Origin of the sequence: Paractinoplanes hotanensis (genome assembly GCF_023717965.1) — a bacterium.
GTDB classification, from domain to species: Bacteria; Actinomycetota; Actinomycetes; order Mycobacteriales; family Micromonosporaceae; genus Actinoplanes; species Actinoplanes polyasparticus.
This window is the reverse complement of the sequence record NZ_JAMQOL010000073.1, coordinates 25,670-48,619: the sequence shown is the minus strand read 5'-3', so window position 1 is coordinate 48,619 and position 22,950 is coordinate 25,670. Positions and strand designations below refer to the sequence as shown.

General features: G+C 70.3%; 15 protein-coding genes. 9 read left to right on the top strand and 6 right to left on the bottom strand.

What is annotated here, in order from left to right; all coding sequences use genetic code 11:
- Nucleotides 1-58 precede the first annotated feature (58 nt).
- Nucleotides 59-1,060, top strand: a complete 1,002-nt coding sequence (locus LXN57_RS42435) for a LacI family DNA-binding transcriptional regulator (protein ID WP_251803969.1) — start codon at nucleotides 59-61, stop codon at nucleotides 1,058-1,060.
- Between the two features lie 116 nt (nucleotides 1,061-1,176).
- Here the strand turns inward: LXN57_RS42435 and LXN57_RS42430 are convergent, their stop codons facing one another.
- Both LXN57_RS42430 and LXN57_RS42425 read right to left on the bottom strand, forming a co-directional pair.
- Nucleotides 1,177-3,102 (bottom strand): hypothetical protein, encoded by a 1,926-nt coding sequence (locus LXN57_RS42430; RefSeq protein WP_251803968.1) that lies wholly within the window; start codon nucleotides 3,100-3,102, stop codon nucleotides 1,177-1,179.
- A gap of 43 nt (nucleotides 3,103-3,145) precedes the next feature.
- Nucleotides 3,146-4,393, bottom strand: coding sequence for a hypothetical protein (locus tag LXN57_RS42425; RefSeq protein WP_251803967.1), 1,248 nt, complete (start codon nucleotides 4,391-4,393; stop codon nucleotides 3,146-3,148).
- A 158-nt stretch (nucleotides 4,394-4,551) separates the two neighbouring features.
- Here LXN57_RS42425 and LXN57_RS42420 point away from each other — a divergent pair, with 158 nt between their 5' ends.
- From LXN57_RS42420 to LXN57_RS42410, 3 genes are all read left to right on the top strand, one after another.
- Nucleotides 4,552-5,655, top strand: a complete 1,104-nt coding sequence (locus tag LXN57_RS42420) for a sensor histidine kinase (RefSeq protein WP_251803966.1) — start codon at nucleotides 4,552-4,554, stop codon at nucleotides 5,653-5,655.
- On the top strand, nucleotides 5,652-6,314 hold the full coding sequence (locus LXN57_RS42415; RefSeq protein ID WP_251803965.1) for a response regulator: 663 nt from the start codon (nucleotides 5,652-5,654) through the stop codon (nucleotides 6,312-6,314). Before LXN57_RS42420 ends, LXN57_RS42415 begins: the two co-directional genes overlap by 4 nt.
- Before the next feature lie 111 nt (nucleotides 6,315-6,425).
- Nucleotides 6,426-6,758: an STAS domain-containing protein gene (locus LXN57_RS42410; RefSeq protein WP_251803964.1), complete on the top strand. Its 333-nt coding sequence runs from the start codon at nucleotides 6,426-6,428 to the stop codon at nucleotides 6,756-6,758.
- Here the strand turns inward: LXN57_RS42410 and LXN57_RS42405 are convergent.
- Nucleotides 6,732-7,097: an STAS domain-containing protein gene (locus tag LXN57_RS42405; protein ID WP_251803963.1), complete on the bottom strand. Its 366-nt coding sequence runs from the start codon at nucleotides 7,095-7,097 to the stop codon at nucleotides 6,732-6,734. The genes LXN57_RS42410 and LXN57_RS42405 overlap by 27 nt on opposite strands.
- Nucleotides 7,098-7,291: 194 nt before the next feature.
- Here LXN57_RS42405 and LXN57_RS42400 point away from each other — a divergent pair, with 194 nt between their 5' ends.
- From LXN57_RS42400 to LXN57_RS42380, 5 genes are all read left to right on the top strand, one after another.
- Nucleotides 7,292-9,364, top strand: a complete 2,073-nt coding sequence (locus tag LXN57_RS42400; protein ID WP_251803962.1) for a PhoX family protein — start codon at nucleotides 7,292-7,294, stop codon at nucleotides 9,362-9,364.
- Between the two features lie 106 nt (nucleotides 9,365-9,470).
- Nucleotides 9,471-11,543 (top strand): PhoX family protein, encoded by a 2,073-nt coding sequence (locus LXN57_RS42395; RefSeq protein WP_251803961.1) that lies wholly within the window; start codon nucleotides 9,471-9,473, stop codon nucleotides 11,541-11,543.
- Between the two features lie 334 nt (nucleotides 11,544-11,877).
- Nucleotides 11,878-13,332 (top strand): type III PLP-dependent enzyme domain-containing protein, encoded by a 1,455-nt coding sequence (locus LXN57_RS42390; RefSeq protein ID WP_251803960.1) that lies wholly within the window; start codon nucleotides 11,878-11,880, stop codon nucleotides 13,330-13,332.
- Nucleotides 13,329-14,636, top strand: coding sequence for a pyridoxal-phosphate dependent enzyme (locus LXN57_RS42385; protein WP_251803959.1), 1,308 nt, complete (start codon nucleotides 13,329-13,331; stop codon nucleotides 14,634-14,636). Before LXN57_RS42390 ends, LXN57_RS42385 begins: the two co-directional genes overlap by 4 nt.
- Nucleotides 14,636-15,802, top strand: coding sequence for an aminotransferase class V-fold PLP-dependent enzyme (locus tag LXN57_RS42380; RefSeq protein WP_251803958.1), 1,167 nt, complete (start codon nucleotides 14,636-14,638; stop codon nucleotides 15,800-15,802). The genes LXN57_RS42385 and LXN57_RS42380 overlap by 1 nt, the downstream gene beginning before the upstream one ends.
- Before the next feature lie 48 nt (nucleotides 15,803-15,850).
- On the opposite strand, the gene LXN57_RS42375 is transcribed toward LXN57_RS42380, so the two are convergent.
- The 3 genes from LXN57_RS42375 to LXN57_RS42365 form a co-directional block, all read right to left on the bottom strand.
- A complete protein-coding gene (locus tag LXN57_RS42375; protein ID WP_251803957.1) occupies nucleotides 15,851-20,599 on the bottom strand; it encodes an ExeM/NucH family extracellular endonuclease in 4,749 nt (1,582 codons plus the stop codon).
- A gap of 244 nt (nucleotides 20,600-20,843) precedes the next feature.
- On the bottom strand, nucleotides 20,844-22,412 hold the full coding sequence (locus LXN57_RS42370) for a DHA2 family efflux MFS transporter permease subunit (protein WP_251803956.1): 1,569 nt from the start codon (nucleotides 22,410-22,412) through the stop codon (nucleotides 20,844-20,846).
- A gap of 146 nt (nucleotides 22,413-22,558) precedes the next feature.
- Nucleotides 22,559-22,942, bottom strand: a complete 384-nt coding sequence (locus LXN57_RS42365) for a BlaI/MecI/CopY family transcriptional regulator (RefSeq protein ID WP_285904739.1) — start codon at nucleotides 22,940-22,942, stop codon at nucleotides 22,559-22,561.
- Nucleotides 22,943-22,950 lie beyond the last annotated feature (8 nt).

Genomic DNA, 22,950 nt, shown 5'->3' with positions numbered 1-22,950 from the left:
ACGTGGGTGGCGGAAGCGGCGGTTCAAGTCGATGGGTGTCAATGTCTAAGCTGGCGTAATGAGACAGGGGCCCACCGTCCGGGACATCGCGGCCCAGGCCGGAGTCTCCATCGCCACCGTGTCGCGGGTGCTGAACGAGCAGGAACACGTCGCTCCCGGCACTCGCGAGCTGGTGCAGCAGGCCATCGACGAACTCGGCGGCCGCGCGCCCCGTCGCCGCCCCAGCCGCGCCGGGGCGGTCTTCGTGCGGTGTCCCTACCTGCTCACCGACTACTTCGGACTGATCGTCTCGTCGATTGCCGAGACGCTCGACCTGCACGGCCTGCAACTCGTGCTGAACGCCGGCGAGGCCGCCCAGAAGACCCCGGTGCTGTCCACGCTGCCTACCCGCACCGGCATCGCCGGCGCGATTGTCGTGCTGCCTCCGGAGCCCGCTGCCGACCTGGTCGCGCTGCAGGCCAACGGCTTTCCGCTGGTCGTTGTCGACCCGCGCGAGGATGTGCCGCGCGACATCGCCGCGGTGTCGGCAGCCCACTTCGCGGGCGCCCGCAGTCTCACGGCGCACCTGACATCGCTGGGTCACCGCCGGATCGGTCTGCTCGCCGGCCCGGACAACTGGCTGGCCAGCACGGCCCGGCGGGCCGGCCACGTCTCGGCGCTGGCCGACGCCGGGGTGCTGCTCGAATCTCAGCTGGCGATCCCGGGCGAACCGACCGTCCGATTCGGATTCCAGGCGGCGCAAAGACTGCTGGGGATGCGGGACCGGCCGACGGCGTTGGTGTGCTTCAACGACAAGGTGGCGTCGGGCGCGCTGACGGCTGCCGTGCAGCTGGGGATGCGGGTGCCGCAGGACGTCTCGATCGGCGGCTTCGACGACATCGACCTGGCCCAGGCGACCCGCCCGGCGCTGACGACGGTGCGGCAGCCGCTGGGCGAGATGGGGCGGATCGCCGTCGGCCTGCTGGTACGCATCCTGGACCGGCATCGGCTGGACGCCCTGCACGTCGAGCTGGCCACCGAGCTGATAGTGCGCAGCTCAACCGGCCCGGCGCCACGTTAGCTCGCAACCAGCCATACCCCGCCCGCCCCTTGGGGGCCGAGCCCTGGTCCAGCTTATCGGTGAGCGAGCCCGACGAACGCGTTGTCCACAGGGTGCCGGCCTTATCCACAGGCCACTCAGGGGCGTTGCTGTTGGCGGGGTGGGTCGGTTATGGAGCCCCAGCCGGGTGGCGCCGATTCGGGGGCGGCCAGGGGCTGGGGCTGGGAGACGGTGACCTGGCTGGGGTGGCGGGTCGCGGGGATCACGGCCTCGGCCGGGTCGGGCAGCGGCTCGTGGGCAACCGGGGACATCGAGACGCGGGGCAGGGTGACGATGGCCGGGTCGACCTCGACGGCCTGGACCACTGAGCCTCGGCCCTCGCTCTTCACCAGGATCATCGCGTACTCGGGAAGGTCTTGAAGCACGCGCGGCTCGAGAACGTATTCGTAGACCCGCTGGGCCGACGCCGCCTCGCTCCAGTTGGTGCCCTTGGCCGTCGATTCGGTCTGGCTCCAGTCGCGGGTCTTGTTCCAGTTCGTGCTGGTGTAGCGGCGCAGGCCGTGGCGGGAGGCCCGCTCGCCCTTCGAGCCGCCCTTCGTCTCGGACTCGCCCACCGTGTCGGCCAGCGTGTGGGTCTCTTCGCCGCCCAGCGTGCGGGTCAGCTGGCTCAGCACGAACTTGTGGCCGCGGCCGACGAACTCGGCCGCCTGCGCCGCCTCCTGATGGTTGCCCAGGCGCATCAGCGCCACCTCGCCACCGCCGATGGTCCGCAGCGACTCGGCGCGCAGGTGCGAGAAGAAGAGAACGAGCCGGATGCCGCGGCGCTCGCAGAGGGTGCTGAGCCGTTCGATCGCGCGGTGGTCGATCTCGTCGGCGCCGAGCAGCACGAGCGAGCCGATCGGCGTGGTCTCGCGGCGCACCTGGTGGCCCAGCCACTGCACGAGCAGGTCTTTGAGCAGTTCGTGTTGCGCGCGCCCGCCGCCACCCTCGGCGACCAGGCAGGTCAGGTCGGCCGGGGGTGTCGTCGCGGGGTCGCTGCCCATGGCCTCCAGCGGGTGCAGGAACGCCTCGATCCGGCGCAGGCGCGACTCCTCGGGACGCAGGCGACCGAGTTGCTCACGTTCGCCGTCGGACAGTTGGGCGTCCTGTCCGGACAGAGCCCGCAGCGCGGCCATCAGCCGGCCCATGGTCAGCGACGGCGCCAGAATGCCGGCGATCTGGTTGAGCAGCAGAGCGTCCTGCGACCGTTCGGCCCGGTTTCCCCCGCTGCCGGCGTCGCCGTGCATGGCCTCGACGAGCCCGTCCACCAGTTCCTCCGGTGCGAGCCCGGCCACCAGGTCGAACGACGCCAGGTCGGCGGGCAACTCCACTTCCCGTACGGATCGTCCGGTGCCCAGGGCCAGCTGCATCAACTCCCCCGACAGCGCCTCACCGGTGAAATCGGCCAGGACCATCCGCCCGCGCGTCGCCAGCAGCGAGCCGCCGAAGACGGTCAGCACGGCCTCCCACCCGTACGACGTGCCGCCGACGATGTCGACCCGGCGCGTGCCCGGCGACGGGCTGGCCGCCGACCATTCCGGCCGGGCGTCGACCGCGTGCTGTTGCTGCTGATCGTGCCACTGGCGGCGGCTGTCCCAGGAGGCGTGCTCCGTGGCGTACGCCGCCTGGGCCTGGTTCTGCGCCTCGGCCACCGACTTCCGGGCGAGTGACGGCGCGATGCCGGCCAGGATCGCCCCGGCCACACCGCCGAGGGCGGAGAGCCCGGCCAGGAAGAGCACCAGGGTCCGCGCGCCCTCGGCGTCCCGGGTCAGCACCCCGCCGCAGCACCCGATGAGGACCGTCAGCCCGAAGCCCACACCGAGCGAGATCAGGACCCGCTTGACCACGCCGCGCTGGACCCGGTCGAGCCGCTCTTGCAGCTCGGGCGGAACCGGCGCGGGTTGCGGCGGCGGTTCCATGAACTTCCGCCGGTAGAGGTTCCGGTCGTTGAAGATCCATCCGAGCCGCTCGCCCTCGGTGGCCAGCTGCTCGAGCGGTCTCGGTGCGGGAACGGGACTCGTCATCGCGGGGGACTCCGGGGGCCGTGGTGGTGTTCCCCTGAAGGTACTAGGAGGACACTGCCACGGGCTCACCACGAGAGGTGGCGGGCGCGGCGAGGGCGACGGCCATCAAGCCGAAGCCGGCCACCAGCACGAGGGGACCGACCACCCCGATCGGGCCCAGGCCCAGCAGGAAGAAGCCGGCGAACCCGGCCACCACGATCACCGGCACCCACCACCGGACCAGCTTGTCGACCGCCGCGCCGACCGCGACCAGGATCAGTCCCAGGAACGTCAGCACCATGCCCGGCAGCACCCAGCCCAGTGCGAAGGTCGCGTACCCGCCGGTCAGCTCGGCCGCCCGGTCGGCCACCGCGTCGCCCAGTGCCTGCCGGGCGGCCAGGTCGAGGTAGTCGCCGAACATCAGGGCGCTGAAGTTGATCAGGCCGAGCACCGCGAGTCCCGCCACCACCCGGGTGAAGCGACCACCCCGAGCGGCCACCGTCAGCACCGCCGGAATGAACAGCACCCACGCCAGGTGCAGGAAGAACGCGCTGGCCTGGCTCAGCGCCGGGTATCCGACGAAGTCATCCCCCGGCGGCACGGTGGCCATCCCGACGGCGAACGACAGCGGCGCCGCGATCAGGCAGGCGAGCCCCACCCGCCGCCGGAGGACGCCGAAGACGTCCCGTTCATCCGGCGGGGAGAACCGCATGAGCTGCCGCGCCGCCATCCCGTACGCCACGATCAGCACCACCGGCCCGGTGAGGCACAGGGGCACCGGCGAGATCGCGAACAACAGGTACAGCGCGGCCCCCAGCACAGCCAGCCCGGCGGTCCACCAGTTGATCACCCGCGCCCGCGCCGCGGCCAACGGCGTCACGACGAGCGCCACCGCCCAGCCCAGGATCCCGGGGATCTGCCACCCCGCCACCGCCCATCCCATCGCCCCGACCCGGTCGTCGTACGACGCCAGCTGCGCATCGGTCAGCCCGGCCTGCTGTTCCAGGCTGAGCAGCCCGAAGTCGGCCGCCATCAACGCCGAGAACGTGACCAGCCCCAACACCGTCGCCACCCAGGCGACACCCGCCAGCACCGCCCCGCGGCGCCGCACCAGGGCAAGCAGCCCCAGGAACCCGGGCACGCACAGCACCCAGGCCCAGTGCAGAAGCAGCGAGTGCCATTGCGTCGCCTCCGGGTGCCGGCGATAGACCCCGTACCCCTGATCGTCACCCAGCGCCGGATCGATTCCGGTCGACACCGCCAGCGCCACCGGCGCCAGCACCAGGCTGGCCGCAGCCACCTTCCGCCACATGATCATCTCCCTGCTCGATTGACAACGCCGACGACGCTAGGGAGCCGGAACCCGGCGGTAACCCGTACGCGGAGTGATCTCGAATCCGCCGCGCGGCGGAGGGCCCGTCATCCTCAGGACGGGTTCGGCGCCGGGCCGGCGGGCCGTACCGTCGGCGCATGCGGCTGCGACCCACCGACCTGGCGCTGACCGGCGGCTTCGTGCTCTTCGCGCTGACCGAGGAATACCTGATCGCCATGCCGGGCCGCTGGTGGCCGCTGGTGCTGGCCCTGTCGGCGGCCACCGTGCTTTTCCGCCGGTTCGTGCCGCTGCTGGCCATGGCTCCGCACGTGGTGGAACCGGCGTCCGTCTTCTACAGCCCGGCTGTCATCGCCGGCGAGCAGACCGTCAACTTCCGGCTGTGGCAGCTGGTCGGCACGATGATCGTGATCTACACGGTGGGCCGGCACGTGCCTCCGCACGGCGTCGAGCGGCGCGGGTTGATCGGCGCGGGTCTGGTCGTGGCCACGTTCGTCGTCTACCTGGCCAACGACCCCGGTGATCCCATGGCCGCGTTGTTCTTCCCGCTGGCCCCGTACGTGCTGGGTGTGACGCTCTCCGTGCAGGCCCGGCGCACCGCCGCCTTCCGTGCGCAGCAGGCCCGCGAGGCCATCCTGGAGGAGCGGGTCCGCATCGCGCGCGAGCTCCACGACATGGTGGCGCACAGCGTGACCGTGATGGTGGTGCAGGCCGGCGCCGTACGACGCCGGCTGGACGCGGGTCTGCCGGTCGACAGCGAACTGCTGCGCGGCATCGAGTCGTCGGGCCGGGACGCGGTGGGCGAACTACGCCGTACGCTCGGCTTGCTGCGCGGCCAAGGGGCGGACGCCACGCAGTCCCCGGTCGGCCTCGACCGCCTCGACGAGTTGATCGCGCAGGTGCGGGAGGCCGGCTTGACCGTGACCCTGCGCCAGCAGAAACATCCGGTGCCGCCGGCGATCGACCTCTCCGCGTACCGGATCGTGCAGGAGGCTCTCACGAACGTGCTGCGGCACGCCGGCCCGGCGCGGGTCGAGGTGACGGTCGGCGTCGAGAGCGACGGCCTGCACCTCGAGGTGGTCAACGACGGCCGGCCGGTGATCGTGGGCGCCGGCGGTCAGGGGCTGATCGGGATGCGGGAACGGGCCACCCTTTTCGGCGGCGAGCTCACCGCCGGGCCGCGGGACAAGGGCGGTTTCGCCGTACGGGCCCGGCTGCCCCTGCCGGTGGCGGTGCTCCGATGACGATCTCCGTGGTGATCGCCGACGACCAGCGGATGATCCGGGCCGGCCTGCGCATGGTGATCGAGACCGAGCCCGACATGCTCGTCGTGGGTGAGGCCGGTGACGGCGCCGAGGCGGTGACGGTGGCCCGGCGCCTGCGGCCGGACGTCGTGCTGATGGACATAGCCATGCCGCGACAGGACGGGCTGGCCGCGACGGGCACGCTGCTCGACGGCCCGCACCCGCCCCGGGTGATCATGCTTACGACGTTCGACACCGACGAGAACCTCTACCGGGCGCTGCGCGCGGGCGCGAGCGGGTTCCTGCTCAAGGTGTCGTCGCCGGAGCACCTGATCACCGCGATCCGGGTCGTCGCGGCGGGCGAGGCGCTGCTCGACCCGGCCGTCACCACGCGGGTGATCTGCGCCTTCGCCGGCCAGCCCGATCCGCAGCCGCCGGCTGTGCTGGCCGGCCTCACCCCGCGCGAGGCCGAGGTGCTGCGCCTGGTGGCCCGCGGCCTCTCGAACGCCGAGATCGCGGCCGCGCTGGTCGTGGGCGAGGCCACCGTGAAGACCCATGTCGCCCGCGTCCTGATGAAGCTGGGGCTGCGGGACCGGGTGCAGGCGGTCGTCTTCGCGTACGAGTCCGGCCTGGTCCGGGCCGGCCAGTCGCCGGGATGAACGTGACCTTGTCGTGACCTGGTGAATTCTTCTTCGGAGCAGTCGACGGTCCCGTGGGCGAAGCCCTAACCTGACACCCCGGAGAACAGCGGGTAACGGAAGGTGCACGCGATGACCGCGTCTACGGTCGACGTTGAAACCACCCCCGACGGCACGCTCGTCATCCAGCCCCACGGCGTGCTCGGGGCCGACGACGCGGTCGAATTGCGCCGTACGCTGGTCTACGCGCTCCGCCACCTGCGACCGCTGCGCCTGGTCCTCGACCTGCAGGACGTGCACGACGTCGACCCGATCAACCTGGGCACGCTGGCCGCCGCCTGCCATCTCGGCGATGACCACCACGTCGCGGTGTTCCTCGACCACACGTCCGTGTCGATCGCCGACCGTCTCAGCGCCGCCGGCGTGGCCACCCACCGGCTACGAGACGTCGGCCGCGCTGCCTGACAGCCAGACCGGGGCGTAGAGGGTCTCGTCGTCGCGGCGAGGGCTGAGCCGCGTCGCCTCGAGCAGCAGTTGCACCGGGCCGCGGGCATTGGTCACCTCGAAGCCGTAGCCGCCCCGCAGTGCGGTGGTGTAGCCGGTCAGCAACACCTCGACGCACTCGCTGCTGATGTCACCGACCCCGGCGACGTCGAGGACGACCCGGCCCCGGCGGGTGCGGGCGAAGGCGTCCCGGAGTGCCCGCCGCAGGTCACGGTGCGCCGTGCGGTCGAAGGCGCCACCGAGCAGCAGGTAGGTCGTCTTACCCGTGCGGTCGGTGTCCCTCTCGATGGAGAAGCTCATGACCCCTCTGTATCCAGCACAGATGGACGGTCGATGACTTTCACGGGGCGAACCGGTAGCCCCTCGCCGCTCGCCGGAAGATCCGCATACGGGTTGTTGACGGCTTAACGCACGTTTTTCAGGACCCGGATACGAGACAGTTGATCATCGTTTCGTGTTTACCTGATGTTCATCAATGTCGATGGAGGTCAACGATGCCCGAGCCCGAACGCCGACTGTTACCGCTGCTCGGCCGCCACAGCGGCGGACGCGACGCGATGACCTGTCTCTACCGGTGCGGCAACGCCTGCGACCACCCGGCGCCCAACCAGTCCGGCAACGCGTACTTCGGCGACATCGTCAATGCCGCCGTGAGCCGGCGCGGGCTGTTCGCCGCAGGTGGGGCAGGCGCCCTGGTGCTGGGAGTGGGTGGCTCGGCGGTCCCGGCAGGCGCCGCGCCGTCCGCGGCGCCGGCACCGGCGCCGCCCAAGGGCGGGTCCGCGCTCACCTTCAAACCGATCCCGCCCAACGAGATCGACGCGGTGCTCGTCCCCAACGGCTACGACCACGCGCTGGTGATCCGCTGGGGCGATCCGATGGTGCCCGGCGCGCCCGCGTTCGATCTCGACCACCAGACCGGCGAGACGCAGTCGAAGCAGTTCGGCTACAACAACGACTTCCTGTGCGTGGTGCCGATTCCCGGCAGCGACCGCCGCGCCCTGCTCGTGTCCAACCACGAGTACACGAACGAGGAGCTGATGTTCCCCGGGTTCACCACGCACGAGGCACTGCCGGTCGAACAGGTGCGGGCCGCGATGGCCGCCCACGGCATGTCGGTGGTGGAGATCGAGCGGGTCGGGCGCACCGGCCAGTGGCAGGCCGTGCGGGGCAAGCGGTTGCCCTACAACAAGCGGCTGACCATGCTGGCGACGCCGTTCCGGGCGGACGGCCCCGCCGCCGGATCGGCCTTCCTGCGTACGGTGGCCGACCCCAGAGGCACAACCATCATCGGGACGCTGAACAACTGCGCGGGCGGGCTCACCCCCTGGGGTACGGCGTTGTCCGGTGAGGAGAACTTCAACCAGTACTTCGTCGGTGGCGACGCCGTGCCCGAGGCCGACAAGGCCCGGCTCAACCGCTACGGCATCCTCACCACCGCGCGCTACCCGAGCGGGTCGCGGCGCTGGGAGCGGGCGCAGGAACGCTTCGACCTCGCCAAGCACCCCCACGAGGCCAACCGCTTCGGCTGGATCGTCGAGGTCGATCCGCTCGAGCCCGGCGCGCTGCCGCGCAAGCACACCGCGATGGGCCGCTTCAAGCACGAGGGCGCGAACGTCATCGTGGCCAGGAACGGCCAGGTCGCGGCGTATATGGGCGACGACGAGCGGTTCGAGTACCTCTACAAGTTCGTCTCCGACAAGCGGTACCGCCCGGGCGATCGCCGGCACAACCTGACCCTGCTCGAGTCGGGCACGCTCTACGTCGCGAAGCTCAGCGGCGACAGCCCGCCCGCCGAGATCGACGGCACCGGCCGGCTGCCGTCCGACGGCGCCTTCGACGGTACGGGCAGATGGATCAAGCTCGTCTCCGGGACCACCTCGTTCGTGCCCGGCATGACCGCCGTCGAGGTGCTCACCTTCACCCGGGAGGCCGGCGACAAGGTCGGCGCGACCAAGATGGACCGGCCCGAGGACGTCGAGCCCAGCCTGCAGAGCGGCAAGATCTATGCGGCGCTGACCAACAACACCAACCGGGGCGTCGGCACCTATCCCGGTGTCGACGAGGCCAACCCGCGCGTGGCCAACAAGCACGGCCAGATCTTCGAGATCGTCGAGGATCGGGGCGACCACACCGGCGAGACCTTCACCTGGTCGCTGCCGATCGTCTGCGGCGACCCGAACGACCCGGCCACCTACTTCGCGGGCTACGACAAGACCAAGGTGTCGCCGATCTCGTGCCCCGACAACGTCGCCTTCGACAGCTCCGGCAACCTCTGGATCTCGACCGACGGCAACCAGCTGGGCAGCAACGACGGCCTCTTCGCGACCGCGATCGAAGGCCCCGAGCGAGGTCACCTCAAGCAGTTCCTGACCGTGCCGCCGGGCGCCGAGACGTGCGGGCCGTTCATCACCGCCGACGACCGGTCGGTGCTGGTCGCCGTGCAGCACCCGGGCGAGATGACCGGGGCCACCGTCGACAACCCGGCCTCGACCTGGCCCGACGGCGACTACGCCAAACCGGCGGTCGTGGTGACCTGGCGGCTCGACGGCGGACGGATCGGCAGCTAGAGCATTTACCCTCCGTTCACCGGCAGCCGGTAGTTCACCACGCAACGACTCTCCTAGCGTTCGGGCAGCCCACCATGGGTGCGGCCTGGACAATCAAGGAGAGCCGATGCGTCGACTTCTACCCCTGCTGGGCCACAGTGGTGGCTCACGGGATGCCATGACCTGTCTCTACCGCTGCGGCAACGCCTGCGACCACCCGGCGCCCAACACGTCGGACAACCCGTACCTCGGTGATGTCGTCAACGCGTCGATGAGCCGGCGCGGCGTGATGCGGGCCGGCGCGGCCGGTGCCCTGGTTCTCGGAGTGGGTGGCGCTTCCGCCGCTGCGGCGGTCCCGGCAGCCGCCGCACCGGTGCCGGCGACGGCCCCCAAGCCGACGGGCAAGGCTGGCAAGATCAGCTTCAAGGCGATCCCGCCCAACACCCTCGACAACCTGGTCGTGCCCAACGGCTACGACTCGGCCGTCGTGATCCGCTGGGGCGACCCGGTGGTGGCCGGCGCCCCCGAGTTCGACCTGGGCAGGCAGACTGCCAAGCGCCAGTCGCAGCAGTTCGGCTACAACAACGACTTCGTCGGGGTGCTGCCGTTCGGCCACTCGGGCGACCGCGCGCTGCTGGTGGTCAACCACGAGTACACCAACGAGGAGCTGATGTTCCCGGGCTTCACCAGCCTGGACGCGCTCACCGTGGAGCAGATCAAGGTCGCGATGGCGGCGCACGGCCTGTCGGTGGTCGAGATCGAACGCGCCGGCCGGACTGGGCAGTGGACGCCCGTACGCTCCAAGCGGCTGCCCTACAACAAGCGCATCACCGCGCTCGAGACGGTGTTCAAGCTGACCGGCCCGGCGGCCGGCACGGCCGCGGTGAAGACCGTGGCCGACCCCCGGGGTCAATGGGTCATCGGCACGCTCAACAACTGCGCCGGTGGCGTCACCCCGTGGGGCACCGTGCTGTCGGGCGAAGAGAACTTCAACCAGTACTTCGTCGGCGGCGACGCCGTTCCCGAGGCCGACAAGCCGAAGCTGAACCGCTACGGCATCACGACCACGGCCCGCTACCCGAGCGGCTCGCGCAAGTGGGACCGCGCCCAGGAGCGGTTCGACCTGGCCAAGCACCCCCACGAGGCCAACCGCTTCGGCTGGATCGTCGAGGTCGACCCGTTCGACCCCGACGCCCCGCCGCGCAAGCACACCGCGATGGGCCGCTTCAAGCACGAGGGCGCCAACGTCATCGTCGCCAGGAGCGGGCACGTCGTCGCGTACATGGGAGACGACGAGCGCTTCGACTACCTCTACAAGTTCGTGTCGGAGAAGAAGTACCGCCCGGGCGACCGCCGGCACAACCTGACCCTGCTCGAGTCGGGCACGCTGTACGTCGCCCAGGTGACCGGCGACAGCCCGGCGGCCGAGATCGACGGCACCGGCAAGCTCCCGTCCGACGGCGCCTTCGACGGCACCGGCAAGTGGATCAAGCTGGTCTCGGGGAACAAGTCGTTCGTTCCCGGCATGACCGTGGCCGACATCCTCACCTGGACCCGGCTGGCCGGCGACGCCGTCAAGGCGACCAAGATGGACCGTCCCGAGGACGTCCAGCCCAGCCTTCGCACCGGCAAGATCTACGCGGCGATGACCAACAACACCAACCGGGCCGTCGGCACGAACCCGGGCGTGGACGAGGCCAACCCGCGCAGCGCCAACAAGCACGGCCACATCTTCGAGATCACCGAGGACAAGGGCGACCACACCGGCGAGTCCTTCACCTGGACCCTGCCGATCGTGTGCGGCGACCCGGCCGCCGCCGACACCTACTTCGGCGGGTACGACAAGACGGCCGTCTCGCCGATCTCGTGCCCCGACAACGTCGCCTTCGACAGCGCCGGGAACCTCTGGATCTCGACCGACGGCAACGCCCTGGGCACCAACGACGGCCTGTTCGCGACTCCGATCGAGGGCTCCGAGCGCGGCCACCTGCGGCAGTTCCTCACCGTGCCGCGCGGCGCCGAGACCTGCGGCCCGTTCATCACCGGCGACGACCGCTCGGTCTTCGTCGCGGTGCAGCACCCCGGCGAGATCTCCGGCGCCACCGTCGACAAGCCCGTCTCCACCTGGCCCGACGGCGACTACGCCAAGCCGGCCGTGGTGGTCTCGTGGCGCCTCGACGGCGGCCCGATCGGCAGCTGACCTCAGGAAACGCCGCTGGGCGGGCCGCTGAAGTCAGCGACCCGCCCAGTTTCATTCGGCGACGCGCCGGTCGTGGGCCGGGCTCGGTGGCACGCGCGGCGGGTGGGCAACATCCACCTGAACCGATGCCGACGATCTCTTCCGGCATTCATGAATGAATGCGCATGTGCACAATTGAAGTGACGTATAGCGGCGAACCGTTGAATGAATTGATTCCCCCTGGCGGGCCGTCCGGCCATCGGTTACGTTGAGGAAACGCATCTCAGCGACGAGATTTGGCTTTGTCGACCCTGCCGAACTGACCTGCTCAAACGGCCATCCGGGGAGTCGTACTGTGCCTGATTCAGACCCGCTCCTGCTGACCCCGAAAATTGACCCGGTCATCCAATCGGTGCTCGCCGGTCCCGCACTCCTGCGACAACTGACGGACGGTCTCGGTTCCCCGCTCAACATCGTTCTGCCCGAGGCGCTGGACGCCAATGTGGCGGCTTTCCGGGCGGTCTATCGGCAGCACCGGCTGCGCGGCCAGATCTATTTCGCGCACAAGGCGAACCGCTCCTCGGCCCTGCTCCGCCACCTGGCCACCACCGAGGCCGGGGTGGACGTCGCCTCGCTGGGCGAGTTGCAGCACGCGCTCGGCGCCGGGTTCGGCCCCGGCCGCATCATGGCCACCGGGCCGAAGAACCGCGAGTTCCTCTGGCTGGCCGCACGCACCGGCATCACCGTGAATGCCGACTCACTCGACGAACTGAGCGAACTGGCCGGCCTGGTCGCGGCGGGCCGATTACCCCGCGTACGCGTCATGGTGCGCCTGGCCGAGTTCGCCTCCCGCGGCGTGCACATGGTCAGTCGCCGCAGCCGCTTCGGGGTGCCGGCCGGGCTGCTGCCCGAGACGCTCGATCGCATCGACAAGCACGCCGACCAGCTGGAGCTGTCCGGGGTGGCGTACCACCTGGACACCATCGGCGTGGCCGAGAAGGCGATCGCGCTGGAGGGCTGCCTGGCCGCGCTCGACGAGTGCCGCCGCCGGGACGCGCCGGCCTGGTCGATCGACATCGGCGGCGGCTTCGGCGTGAACTACCTGGACGACGGGGAGCAGTGGGCGCGATACACGTCCGAGCTGGCTCAGGCCGTGCTCGGGCGGCGGCCCCCGCTGACCTGGAACGGGCACGGCTACGGGCTGCGCAACGAGGCCGGCACGCTGCGCGGGTCGCTCGGGCTCTACCCCGCCCACAGGCCGGTTTCCGGGCCGGGCTACCTGAGCCAACTGCTGGCGGCCACCGCGCCCGAGCAACGCCGGCCGCTCGGCACGCTGCTGCTCGACAGCATGACCGACCTCGACATCGAGCCCGGGCGGGCGCTCCTCGATCAGTGCGGTCTGGTGCTGGCCCGGGTGCTCGAGGTGCGGGACGGGCCGGACACTCTCGTACGGCTCGAGATGAACTCGCGGGATGTGAGCCTCGAGGAACACGGGGTTCTGATGGATCCGATCGTCATCCCGCAGGACTCCGCCGGCTTTGCCGGGCCGGCGGAGGTCTTCCTGCTCGGCAACCTGTGCCTGGAGTCCGACCTGATCACGCGGCGCAAGGTGGTCCTGCCCGTGCGGCCCCGGCCCGGCGACCTGCTCGCCTTCGTCAACACGGCCGGCTACTTCATGGACTTCAGCGCCACCCGCGCCCTGCATCAGCCGATCGGCCGCAAGGTCGCGCTCTTCCGCACCGGCGGCCGGTGGAGCTGGTGCCTCGACGAGCAGTACTGGCCCGTCCCCGAGCGCGCGGAGGCAGCATGAGATACGACGACATGACCGAGGCGATCGGCAACACCCCACTGGTCCGCATCGACCCGGACGTGCACGGCCTGCGCAACATCGACCTGTACGCCAAGATGGAGCTGCTCAACCCGTTCGGCTCCCTCAAGGACCGCGCGGCCTGGCAGATGGCCCGCCCGCTGCTGGCCGGCGCGGCCGAGCGGGGCGACACAGTGGTCGAGCTCTCGAGCGGCAACACGGCCAAGGCCCTCGCCATGATCGCCGGGATGCACGGGCTGCGTTTCAAGAGCGTCACCAACCGGATGAAGGTCCCCGAGGTGAAGGACCTTCTGCTGCTGCTCGGCGCCGAGATCGACGAGCTGCCGGGCCAGGCCGAATGCCTCGACCCGAGCGACACCGAGGACCCGCTGTCGCGCATGCACCGCACGCTGACCAGCAACGGCAGCGGATATGTGCACACCGATCAGTACTTCAACGAGCGCAACGTCGAGGCCCACCTGCACGGCACCGGGCCCGAGATCATCAAGGACCTCGACGGTCAGGCGCCCGACTACTTCATCGCCTGCGTCGGCACGGCCGGGTCGTCGACCGGGGTGGCCCGAGCCCTGCGGCAGCACGACCCCGACGTGCGGGTCATCGGGCTCGTCGCGGCCAAGAGCGACTTCATCCCCGGCATCCGGACCATCGACGAGGTGCACGAGGTCGGGCTGTTCGAGCCGGACGTCTACGACAGCATCGAGACCATCACGGCCGACGACGCCATCGACGGACTGTTGACCCTCGTGCGTCGCTGCGGCACGCCGGCCGGGCCCACCGGTGGCGGCGCCTTCCACGGCGCCGTCCGTCACCTGCGTACGCTCGACGACTCGCTCACCGAGCGCCGGACAGCGGTCTTCATCGTCTGCGACCGGGTCGAGAGCTACCTCTCCTACCTGCGGGAACGGCGGCCCGCCCTGTTCGGCCGGCCGCCACGGAGGAACGACACCCGCCTGCTGGACGAGGCCGAGGTCGTGGCGGCCCCGACGATCGACGTCGAGGAGGCGCAGCGGTGGCCCGGCCTGGTCGTCGACCTGCGCAGTCCGTACGCGTTCCAGGCCCTGCACATCGACGGCTCGATCAACATCGTCGACGAGCTGTTCGCCGAGCTGCTCCACGGTGGACTGCCGTTCAGCCGCCGGCAGCCGGTGCTGCTGGTGTGCCCGGTCGGCGAGAAGTCGGCCCGGTATGCCGCGCTGCTGACCAGGATGGGTCATCCCTCGGTGCGGTCGCTGGCCGGCGGCGTCATCGCCTGGCGCGACGCCGGCGCGCGGCTGGTGCGTGACTGATGACTGCCGCCCTCGACCTCGACGTGCGCTCACAGTTTCCCCAGCTGGTGGACAGTCCGGGCGTCGCCTACCTCGACAGCGCCGCCACCGCGCAGAAGCCGCAGGCCGTACTGGACGCGGTGATGACCTATCTGACCAGCGAGAACGCCAACGTCGCGCGCGGCACCTACCCCTGGGCCAACCGCACCACCACCCGCATCGGGCAGGCCGGCGACCAGCTGCGCCGATTCCTCGACGACCCGTCGCCGGAGACGTCGGGCGTGCACTTCGTCAGCGGCACCAGCGAGGGGCTGCGGACCGTCGCGCTCGACTGGCTGCCCACGGTGCTGCGCGACGGCGACGAGATCATCGTGCCGTTCGCCGACCACAGCGCCAACCTCGTGCCGTGGTTGGACGCCGCCGAACTGCTGCGGCGTCAGGGCACGCACGTCGTGGTGCGGCCGATGCCGTACGACTCGGCGCAGGACTACGACGTGGCGCGCCTCCCCGTCGGCCCACGCACCCGGCTGATCGCCGCCACCCACGTGCACCACGTCTACGGCAACGACATGAACGTGCACCGCCTGCGCGCGGCGGCCGGCCCCGACATCCCGATCTGCCTGGACGCCGCGCAGAGCTTCGGCCACCTGCCCCTTTCGGTACGCGACCTCGATGTGGACTTCGTGGTCTTCTCGGGTCACAAGGCGATGGCGCTGCCCGGCATCGGTGCGGTGTGGGCCCGCAACCGGCGCGGCCCCACGTTCGCTCCCGCCGGCTGGAGCGGCACCCCGAACACGGCCGGAATCGTGAGCCTCGCCGCAGCCATGGACTGGCTCTCGTCCGTGGGCCTGTCGCGCATCTCGTCGTCGATCGTCGCGCTGGGCGCCCGGCTGACGGCGGGGCTCGCCACTCTGCGGAGCTACGAGGTGCTCGGTTGCCAGGACAGCCTGACCGCGGAATCGACGGTGCAGCGGCGCCACGGGATCGTCACGTTCCGGCACCGCGAGATCGGCTCCAACGACCTCGGCTTCATCCTGGCCGCGGAGGGCCTGCTCGTGCGGGCCGACGGCCACTGCCAGGGCACGGACGGTGAGAAGACCTCGTCCGTACGGGTGAGCTTGCACGTCTACAACACGGCCGAGGAGGTCGACCGGCTGCTCGCCACGCTGTCCGCGCTCGATTCCTGACGGAGAAGCCCCCGCCTCCGAACCGGAGACGGGGGCTTCCCACGGGTGCTACCGGGTGACCTTGACCGTGTAGGTCTTGGCCTCGGCGGTGTTACCCGCCCGGTCGGTCGCCGAGTAGGTGACCTTCAGGGTGCCCTTCTCGACGCCCTTCACTGGAATGCTCCAGTGGCCGAGCAGCAGAGACGGCGTATCGGTCAGCACCTTGGCCTTGGCGGCGGCCTCGGACTGCGCGGACGCCTTGACCCACTTGCTGCCGTCGTAGAAGTGCCACTTGCCCGAGCGCTCCTGGATCAGGGACGCCTGGGCCTTGGCCACGCCCAGACCCTTGTCGGCCGCGAAGCCCGACACCGAGCGCCACGAGGACGCCGCCGCCGGGTTGCCCGGCACGTCGAGCAGGACGACCGGCGCCACCGTGTCGGCAGTGACCTTCACCGAACCAACCGTGACGGCCCGGCCCGCGCCCGCGGCGTTGTGCGGGGTGACCTTGACCGCGAACGTGCCGGCCCGGGTGTAGGTGTGGGCGACCAGCGCGCCGTTCGCCGACATGGTGGCGGACGCGCCGTCACCCCAGTCCACGACGATCTTGCTGGCGCCGTCCACCTTGCTCACTGCCAGCACCGCGAACTGGCCGGCCCAGATCGAGCGCGGCTCGAGCAGGTATCTGCCGGGCTGCGCCACCACCTTCACCTGCGGCGAGCCCTCGAAGGCGGCCGCGGCGGTGTTGCCGGCCTTGTCCGTCAACTGCACCGACACGGTGTAGGTGCCGGTCGCGGCGTACGTGTGGGTCGCTGTGGTCGCATCCAGCACCGACGACGTTCCGTCGCCCCAGTTGACGACCCGCTCGGCCACGTCGTCGGCCACCGCGACCTGGGTCAGCGTCACCGACTGCCCCGGCCACAGCGTCGCCGCGCCGAGCTTGAACGTGCCGGTCGGCGGCGTGCTGTCCTCGACGCCCGGCGTGCTGCGCGGGGCCGGGTCGGCGGTGATCGGGGAGTTGGCGGCGAAGTAGTCGACCAGCATCGTCAGGTCGTTGTCGCCGGTGGTGACCTGGTTGGTGCCCTGTCCGAGCGTGACGAAGTTGTCGCCGCCGGCGGCCAGGAACGAGTTCGACGTGACACGGTAGCTGCCGGCCGGGTCCACCACGGCGCCGTTGAGGCGCAGCGTGGACGCGATGATCCGCGAGCCGCGGGGCTGGTTCACGTCGTACGAGTAGGTCAGCCCCTTGGACACGCCGAGGTGCAGCACCGGGCGGGACGCGCCGTCCGGCTGCCACTGCTCCTCGAGCACCTGCTTGATCTGCGCGCCGGTGAGCGTCTGGGTGACGACGTCGTTGGCGAACGGCTGCACCGAGAAGGCGTTGGCGTAGGTGACCGTGCCGTCAGCGCCGTAGAGCAGGTCGGCCCGCAGACCGCCCGGGTTCATGAAGGCGATCTGCGCGCCGCCGCGACCGGGCGCGCTGGTCTGGTCGAGCTGGACGTCGGCGATGAAGTTGCCGAGCACCGACTCGGCGCCCCGGTCCTCGGCGCCGGCGGCCGTGTAGGCCCGCTTGATGTCCGCCGTGATCTTGCCGAGCGGCTGCTTGCCCAGTTCGTCCGCGGTCACCTTGGCCTTGGCCACGATGTCGGCGACCGCGGCGTTCGCCGGATAGCCCTTGACGTCGAGCAGTTCGGCGGTCGAGCCGGTCACCGACTTGGTGGCCGGGTCGTACGTGAGCACCGCTTGGCCCAGGCGCAGGCCGTAGTCCTCGGCCTGGATCACCGGGCGGGTGCGGTCGGTGCCGGGCACCGGAACCTGGAACGCGTACGGCTGGTGGGTGTGACCGCTGAAGATCGCGTCGATCTCGGCGCTGACCCGGGTGAACTCGCCGAACACGGGGTCGGCCTGCAGCGCCGCCGCCGAGCCGATGTTCTCGGTCGCCGCGCCCTCGTGGGCCAGCAGCACGAGCACGTCCGCCTCGCCGTTGGCCTGGTTGCCGTCGGAGAGCTGCGCGGCCAGGGTGTTCGCCTCGGCCACCGGGTCGCGGAACTGGACCCCGACGATGCCGTCCGGGCTGACCAGCGACGCGGTCTGCTCGGTGACCACGCCGATGTAGCCGACCTTGACCCCGCCCAGCGTCTGCACGCTGTAGCCGGGCAGCACCCGCTCACCGTCCTTGTAGACGTTGGCCGCCAGGAACGGGAACTCGGCCCGGTCCGAGACGCGGCCCTGCAGGTCGGCCAGGCCCTTGTCGAACTCGTGGTTGCCGACCGCCGAGACGGCCAGGCCGCCGGCGTTCAGCGCGTCGATCGTCGGGTTGTCGCCGTCGATGGCCGAGATGAACGTGGACGCGCCGATGTTGTCGCCGGCTGAGATCCACGCCGTGTTGGGGTTGGCCTTGCGCAGCTCGTCGACCATGCCGACCAGTTGGGCCGCGCCGCCGTTGCCGGCCGACGGCTGCTCGATCCGGCCGTGGAAGTCGTTGATGCTGAGCAGCTGCAGGTCGACCGGCGCATTCGCGCCGGTGTCGAGCCCGACCACGACCGGGTCGTGGTCGCTGGCCCGGTACGGGCCGTCGGAGTAGAACGGCGCGTAGCCGTCGTACTCGTACGCGAACGACTCGACCGAGTTGATGTTCCAGACGTCGACGCCGGTCACCCGCGCGGCGAGCGAGGCCGAGGCCAGCGCGTGGTCGAGTGAGCCGGACTCGCCGCCGAAGACGTACGACGACTGGTCGGCGTCGGCCACGTTGGTGTAGCCGGCGTCGGCCAGCACCTGGATCGGGTCTTCCTGGCTGTACGCGTTGAAGTCGCCCAGGAGGAGCACATCGGAGGTCCCGAGGGACTTGACGAAGGTGGCCAGCGCGGCCGCCTGCCGCTTGCGGTCACCGTTGTACGGACCCTGCCCGTCCCCGGTGTCCACGTTGTCGCCGGTCGGTGGGATCGACGCGCTCTTGGACTTGAGGTGGTTGGCGACCACGGTGAACGTGGCCGGACCGGCCGTGAAGGTCTGCGCGATCGGCTCGCGGGCGTTCGACCACACCGACTCGTCGCTGACCGAGCGCGAGGCGCCCTTCGGCGTCACCGCAGCCGGCTTGAAGATGATCGCCGTGGTGATGAAGTCCTGCTGCTCGGCCGACGGCAGTTCGGCCGGCGAGCGCACGTAGTCCCACGTGCCCGCCCCGTCTACCGCATTAAGCGCGCCGACCAGGGTGCGCAGCGCCACCTGAGGATCGTCCGGCTCGAAGCGGACCGAGTTCTCGATCTCCATCAGCGCGACCACATCGGCGTCCAGCGCGCTGATCGCCGAGACGATCTTCGCCTGCTGCTTGGCCAGCGCGGCCGCGTCGACCGCGCCGCGGGCCTCGCCGCCGAAGTGGACGAAGTAGTTCAGCACGTTGAAACTCGCGACGCGCACGTCGCCGCCCACGTTCGCCGGGGCCGGCGTGCGCGGGTTGCTGTCCTTGAAGGTCGTGCCGAGCGCCGCCGGATCGGTGGGCTGCAGGCGCCACTCGCTGAAGCCGAAGCTCAGCACGCTCGGCCCGAACTTCTCGACGGCGTCGCCGACCCGGATCGGGTTGTCCTTGGTCAGATAGGCCGGGGGCAGACCCGCGGTGGCGAGGTTGGTGGTCCGGCCGTCGTCGACCAGGATCCGGCGCGCCTTGTTGGCCGCCTTGATCTGGCCGGCTTCGGCCGAGCCGGGGCGGGCCAGGTCGGTCGGGATCCGCGCGGGCTCGTTGCCGGCGGCCAGGATGATCTCGCCGAACCGGTTGGTGTTGTAGACGTCCGAGACCGTGTACGCGCCGACCGGCGCCACCAGCATCGACTCGACCGACTCGCGGGCCGCGTCGTCCAGCGGCAGGCTCAGCGCCACCGGGGCCGGCAGCGCCACACCGGTCGCGCAGACCGCGGTGTCCGCCTTGGCGGTGGTGGTGATCTCGGTGAGGCCGTTGAACTCGGTGACCGTGCCGGTGACGCGCACCCGATCGCCGACCGTCACCGACGGCTGATTGGCGCCGAAGAAGACGAAGATCGCGTCCGAGGCGGTACCCGCGGCGACCGGCCGGTCCCCGCCGGTGCCCGCGGTCTGCACGTAGACGCCGTTGTAACCACCGGTGCGGTGGTCGGCCGTGACGACACCCTCGACAGTGACCTTGGTGTTGGCCACGGGGGTGTCGGCGCCGGCGCCCTGCACCTGAGCGATCGTGTGGGTCGGGGCGATGGTGCAGTCGGCCGGCTCTTCCGGCTCCTCGGGCGGCACGGCGGCGTTCAGCGCACCGAAGGAGGCGGCCGCGGGGGCCTGCCACTTGCCGTCGATCTTCTGCAGCGAGTGCCCGACCGGCGTCGAGTCGATCTCCGAGACGCCGATGTCGGTGCTGGTGAGGCCGTTGGCCGGGCCGCCGGTGGCGGTCAGGACGCCCTCGTAGCTGAGGAACTCGGCCACCGAGCCGTCCGGCTCGATCAGGGCGACACCGTCGGGCGAGCCGTTCTGGATGCCGTTGGCCGGGTAGGTCCGGACGACCACGCCCGCCGCCGGGACGGCGCCGCTGAGCGTGGCCGTGTTGTAGCCCGCGCCGCCGCTGCCGTTGTAGAGGACGATCTGCCAGCCGGTCAGGTCGAAGCCGGCCGGCGCCTGCACCTCGATCGCCTCACCGCTGTCGGTGCCGGCGTTGTCGTAGTGGATCTCGCTGATGAACGGGTCGCCCGGCTCGGCGGCCACGGCCGGTCCGGCCAGGCTCACGCCGACGACGGTCGCGAGGGCGGCAGCGCCGATTGCTCGAAGCGCCGCCGCGCGCGGACCACCGCGCAGATATCGATGCATGGAAGATTTTCCTCCGAAGAAGGTGATTCGCCGGAGGCTATGGATCGCGCATGACGAAGGCCGCTCGTTGCGGTAACGAAAAGGCATTGCAGCAGGTGAATGCCCGGTGTTCCGGCCCTGATCGATCGTTTTGTCCGATAGTCATTGTTCGCTTTTGTACGGCCACGGATGACTTTCACGGCCACCGATACGCAAACGCCCCGCCTCGCCGGAAGCGAGACGGGGCGCAATGAAGCGGGACAGATCAGTGCATCATGATGGGCGCGTCGGCGACGGGTTCTCCGCCCGGCGTACCGGCCGGACGACGCTTGCGCGGCAGGAACGCGATCGGGATGAACGTCGCCAGCACGAGCGCGAAGCCCACCCAGAACGTGGTCGCGAACGAGTCGGCCGCGTACTCGAGGCCGCGCTGCAGAATCTCGGGCGGCAGCGGGATCTGCGCTCCCTGCTGCGTGGCGATCGCCGCGCCGGCCTCGGTGATCGGCTCACCCGTCTGCGGGTTGGTCAGGCCGGGCACCTCGGGCGAGCCGTTGAGACGGCTGGTCAGGATCACCGACATGATCGCCGTGCCGATCGAGCCGCCGATCTGCTGCAGGATGTTGACCAGCGTGGAGCCGCGGGCCACCTCGACCGGCTGCAGCGTCCGCAGCGCCGAAGTCATGATCGGCATCATCGTGCCGCCCATGCCCAGACCCATCACGAACAGCGAGCCGCACAGGAACAGGTACGACGTGTCCGTCTCGACCTGGGTGAAGCCGAAGAATCCCACGGCGATCAGGGCCATCGCGAACGGCACCGTGCGCCCGACCGGGATCTTGTCGGCCAGCATGCCGGCGATCGGCATGGTGAGCACCGCGCCGATACCCTGCGGGGCCATCAGCAGACCGGCTTCGAGCGTGCCCTCGCCGCGGACCTGCAGGAAGTAGCTGGGGAACAGCAGTCCGGCACCCATGAACGCGATCACGAAAACGAACAGCGAGAGGCTCGCGACGCTGAGGTTCCGGTTCTTCAGCAGGCGCAGGTCGAGCAGCGGGTGCTGCGGCTTGAACGAGTAGAGGACGAACCCGATCACCAGCAGCGCGCCGACCAGCATGGTCGCCCACACCTTGGTCGCGGTGATCGTGCCCTCCTCGGGCAGCGACGACACGCCGAACAGGAACAGGGCCAGACCCGGCGACAGCATCAGCATGCCGATGAAGTCGAACGACTCCGAGGGGTGCGGCTCGTCCTTGGGCAACGCGAAGTACGCGTAGACCAGGGCGATCGCGCCGATCGGCAGGTTGATCAGGAACACCCAGTGCCAGCTCGCCACCTCGATCAGCCAGCCGCCCAGGATCGGGCCGCCGATCGGGCCGAGCAGCATCGGAACGCCCAGCACGGCCATCAGCCGGCCGATCCGGTCCGGGCCGGCCGCGCGGGTCATGATCGTCATGCCGATCGGCATGAGCATGCCGCCGCCGAGACCCTGGATGACGCGGTACGTGACCAGTTGCTCGATGGAGCCGGCGGTGGCGCAGAGCACCGAGCCGAGCGTGAAGAGCAGCAGGGCCATCATGTAGAGCCGTTTGGTGCCGAACCGGTCGGCCGCCCAGCCGCTGAGCGGGATCACCGTGGCCAGCGCCAGGGTGTACCCGGTCATGGTCCAGGCGACCTCGGCGTACGTCGCGTCGAACTCGCTCTGGAACGTGGGCAGGGCGACGCTGACGACGGTGATGTCAAGGATCGACATGATCGCCCCGAGCACCACCACCCCGGCGACTTTGAGCACCGCGGCGTCGAGCTTGGCCGGTGGCGCGGCGGTTTGGTCGGTCACGAGAGAACTCCCCCAGTTTCTGCCTTCTCAGGCCGCGCGCCTCAGATACCCCCACGCGCGCACAGAAGCGTTCATGCTGCCACTGCTTCGCTTCCGGCAGCATCCCGTTTTCAGCATGCCCGCAGGAAGCGAGTCACCCGCGCGTTTCAGCCTTCGGGAGGATCCTCATCCAGAAGTTCACGCAGCAGGCGCTCGTCATCGGCGCTGAGATTGCTCACGAAACGGCGTAAAACCGTCACCCTGTCGGGTTCAACCTCCATCAGACGGCTCATTCGGTCGGCGACGAGGCCCGCCGGGGCGCTCAAAGCGCCGTACCGGAAGGCCCTTCCGTCGCGATGCCGGGCCACCGCACCCTTCTCGAACAGGCGCGTGAGAGTCGTCACAACGGTGCTGTAGGAGAGCCCACCGCCGGAATCGAGAGCGTCACGGACCTCACCCGGGGTGAGCGGGCGCAACGCGGAGTCGAGCACCGTCATGATCTCGGTCTCGAGCTGCCCGGGCCTCCGCCGGCCACTCCCCGTGGGCGTCACCGCTCAAC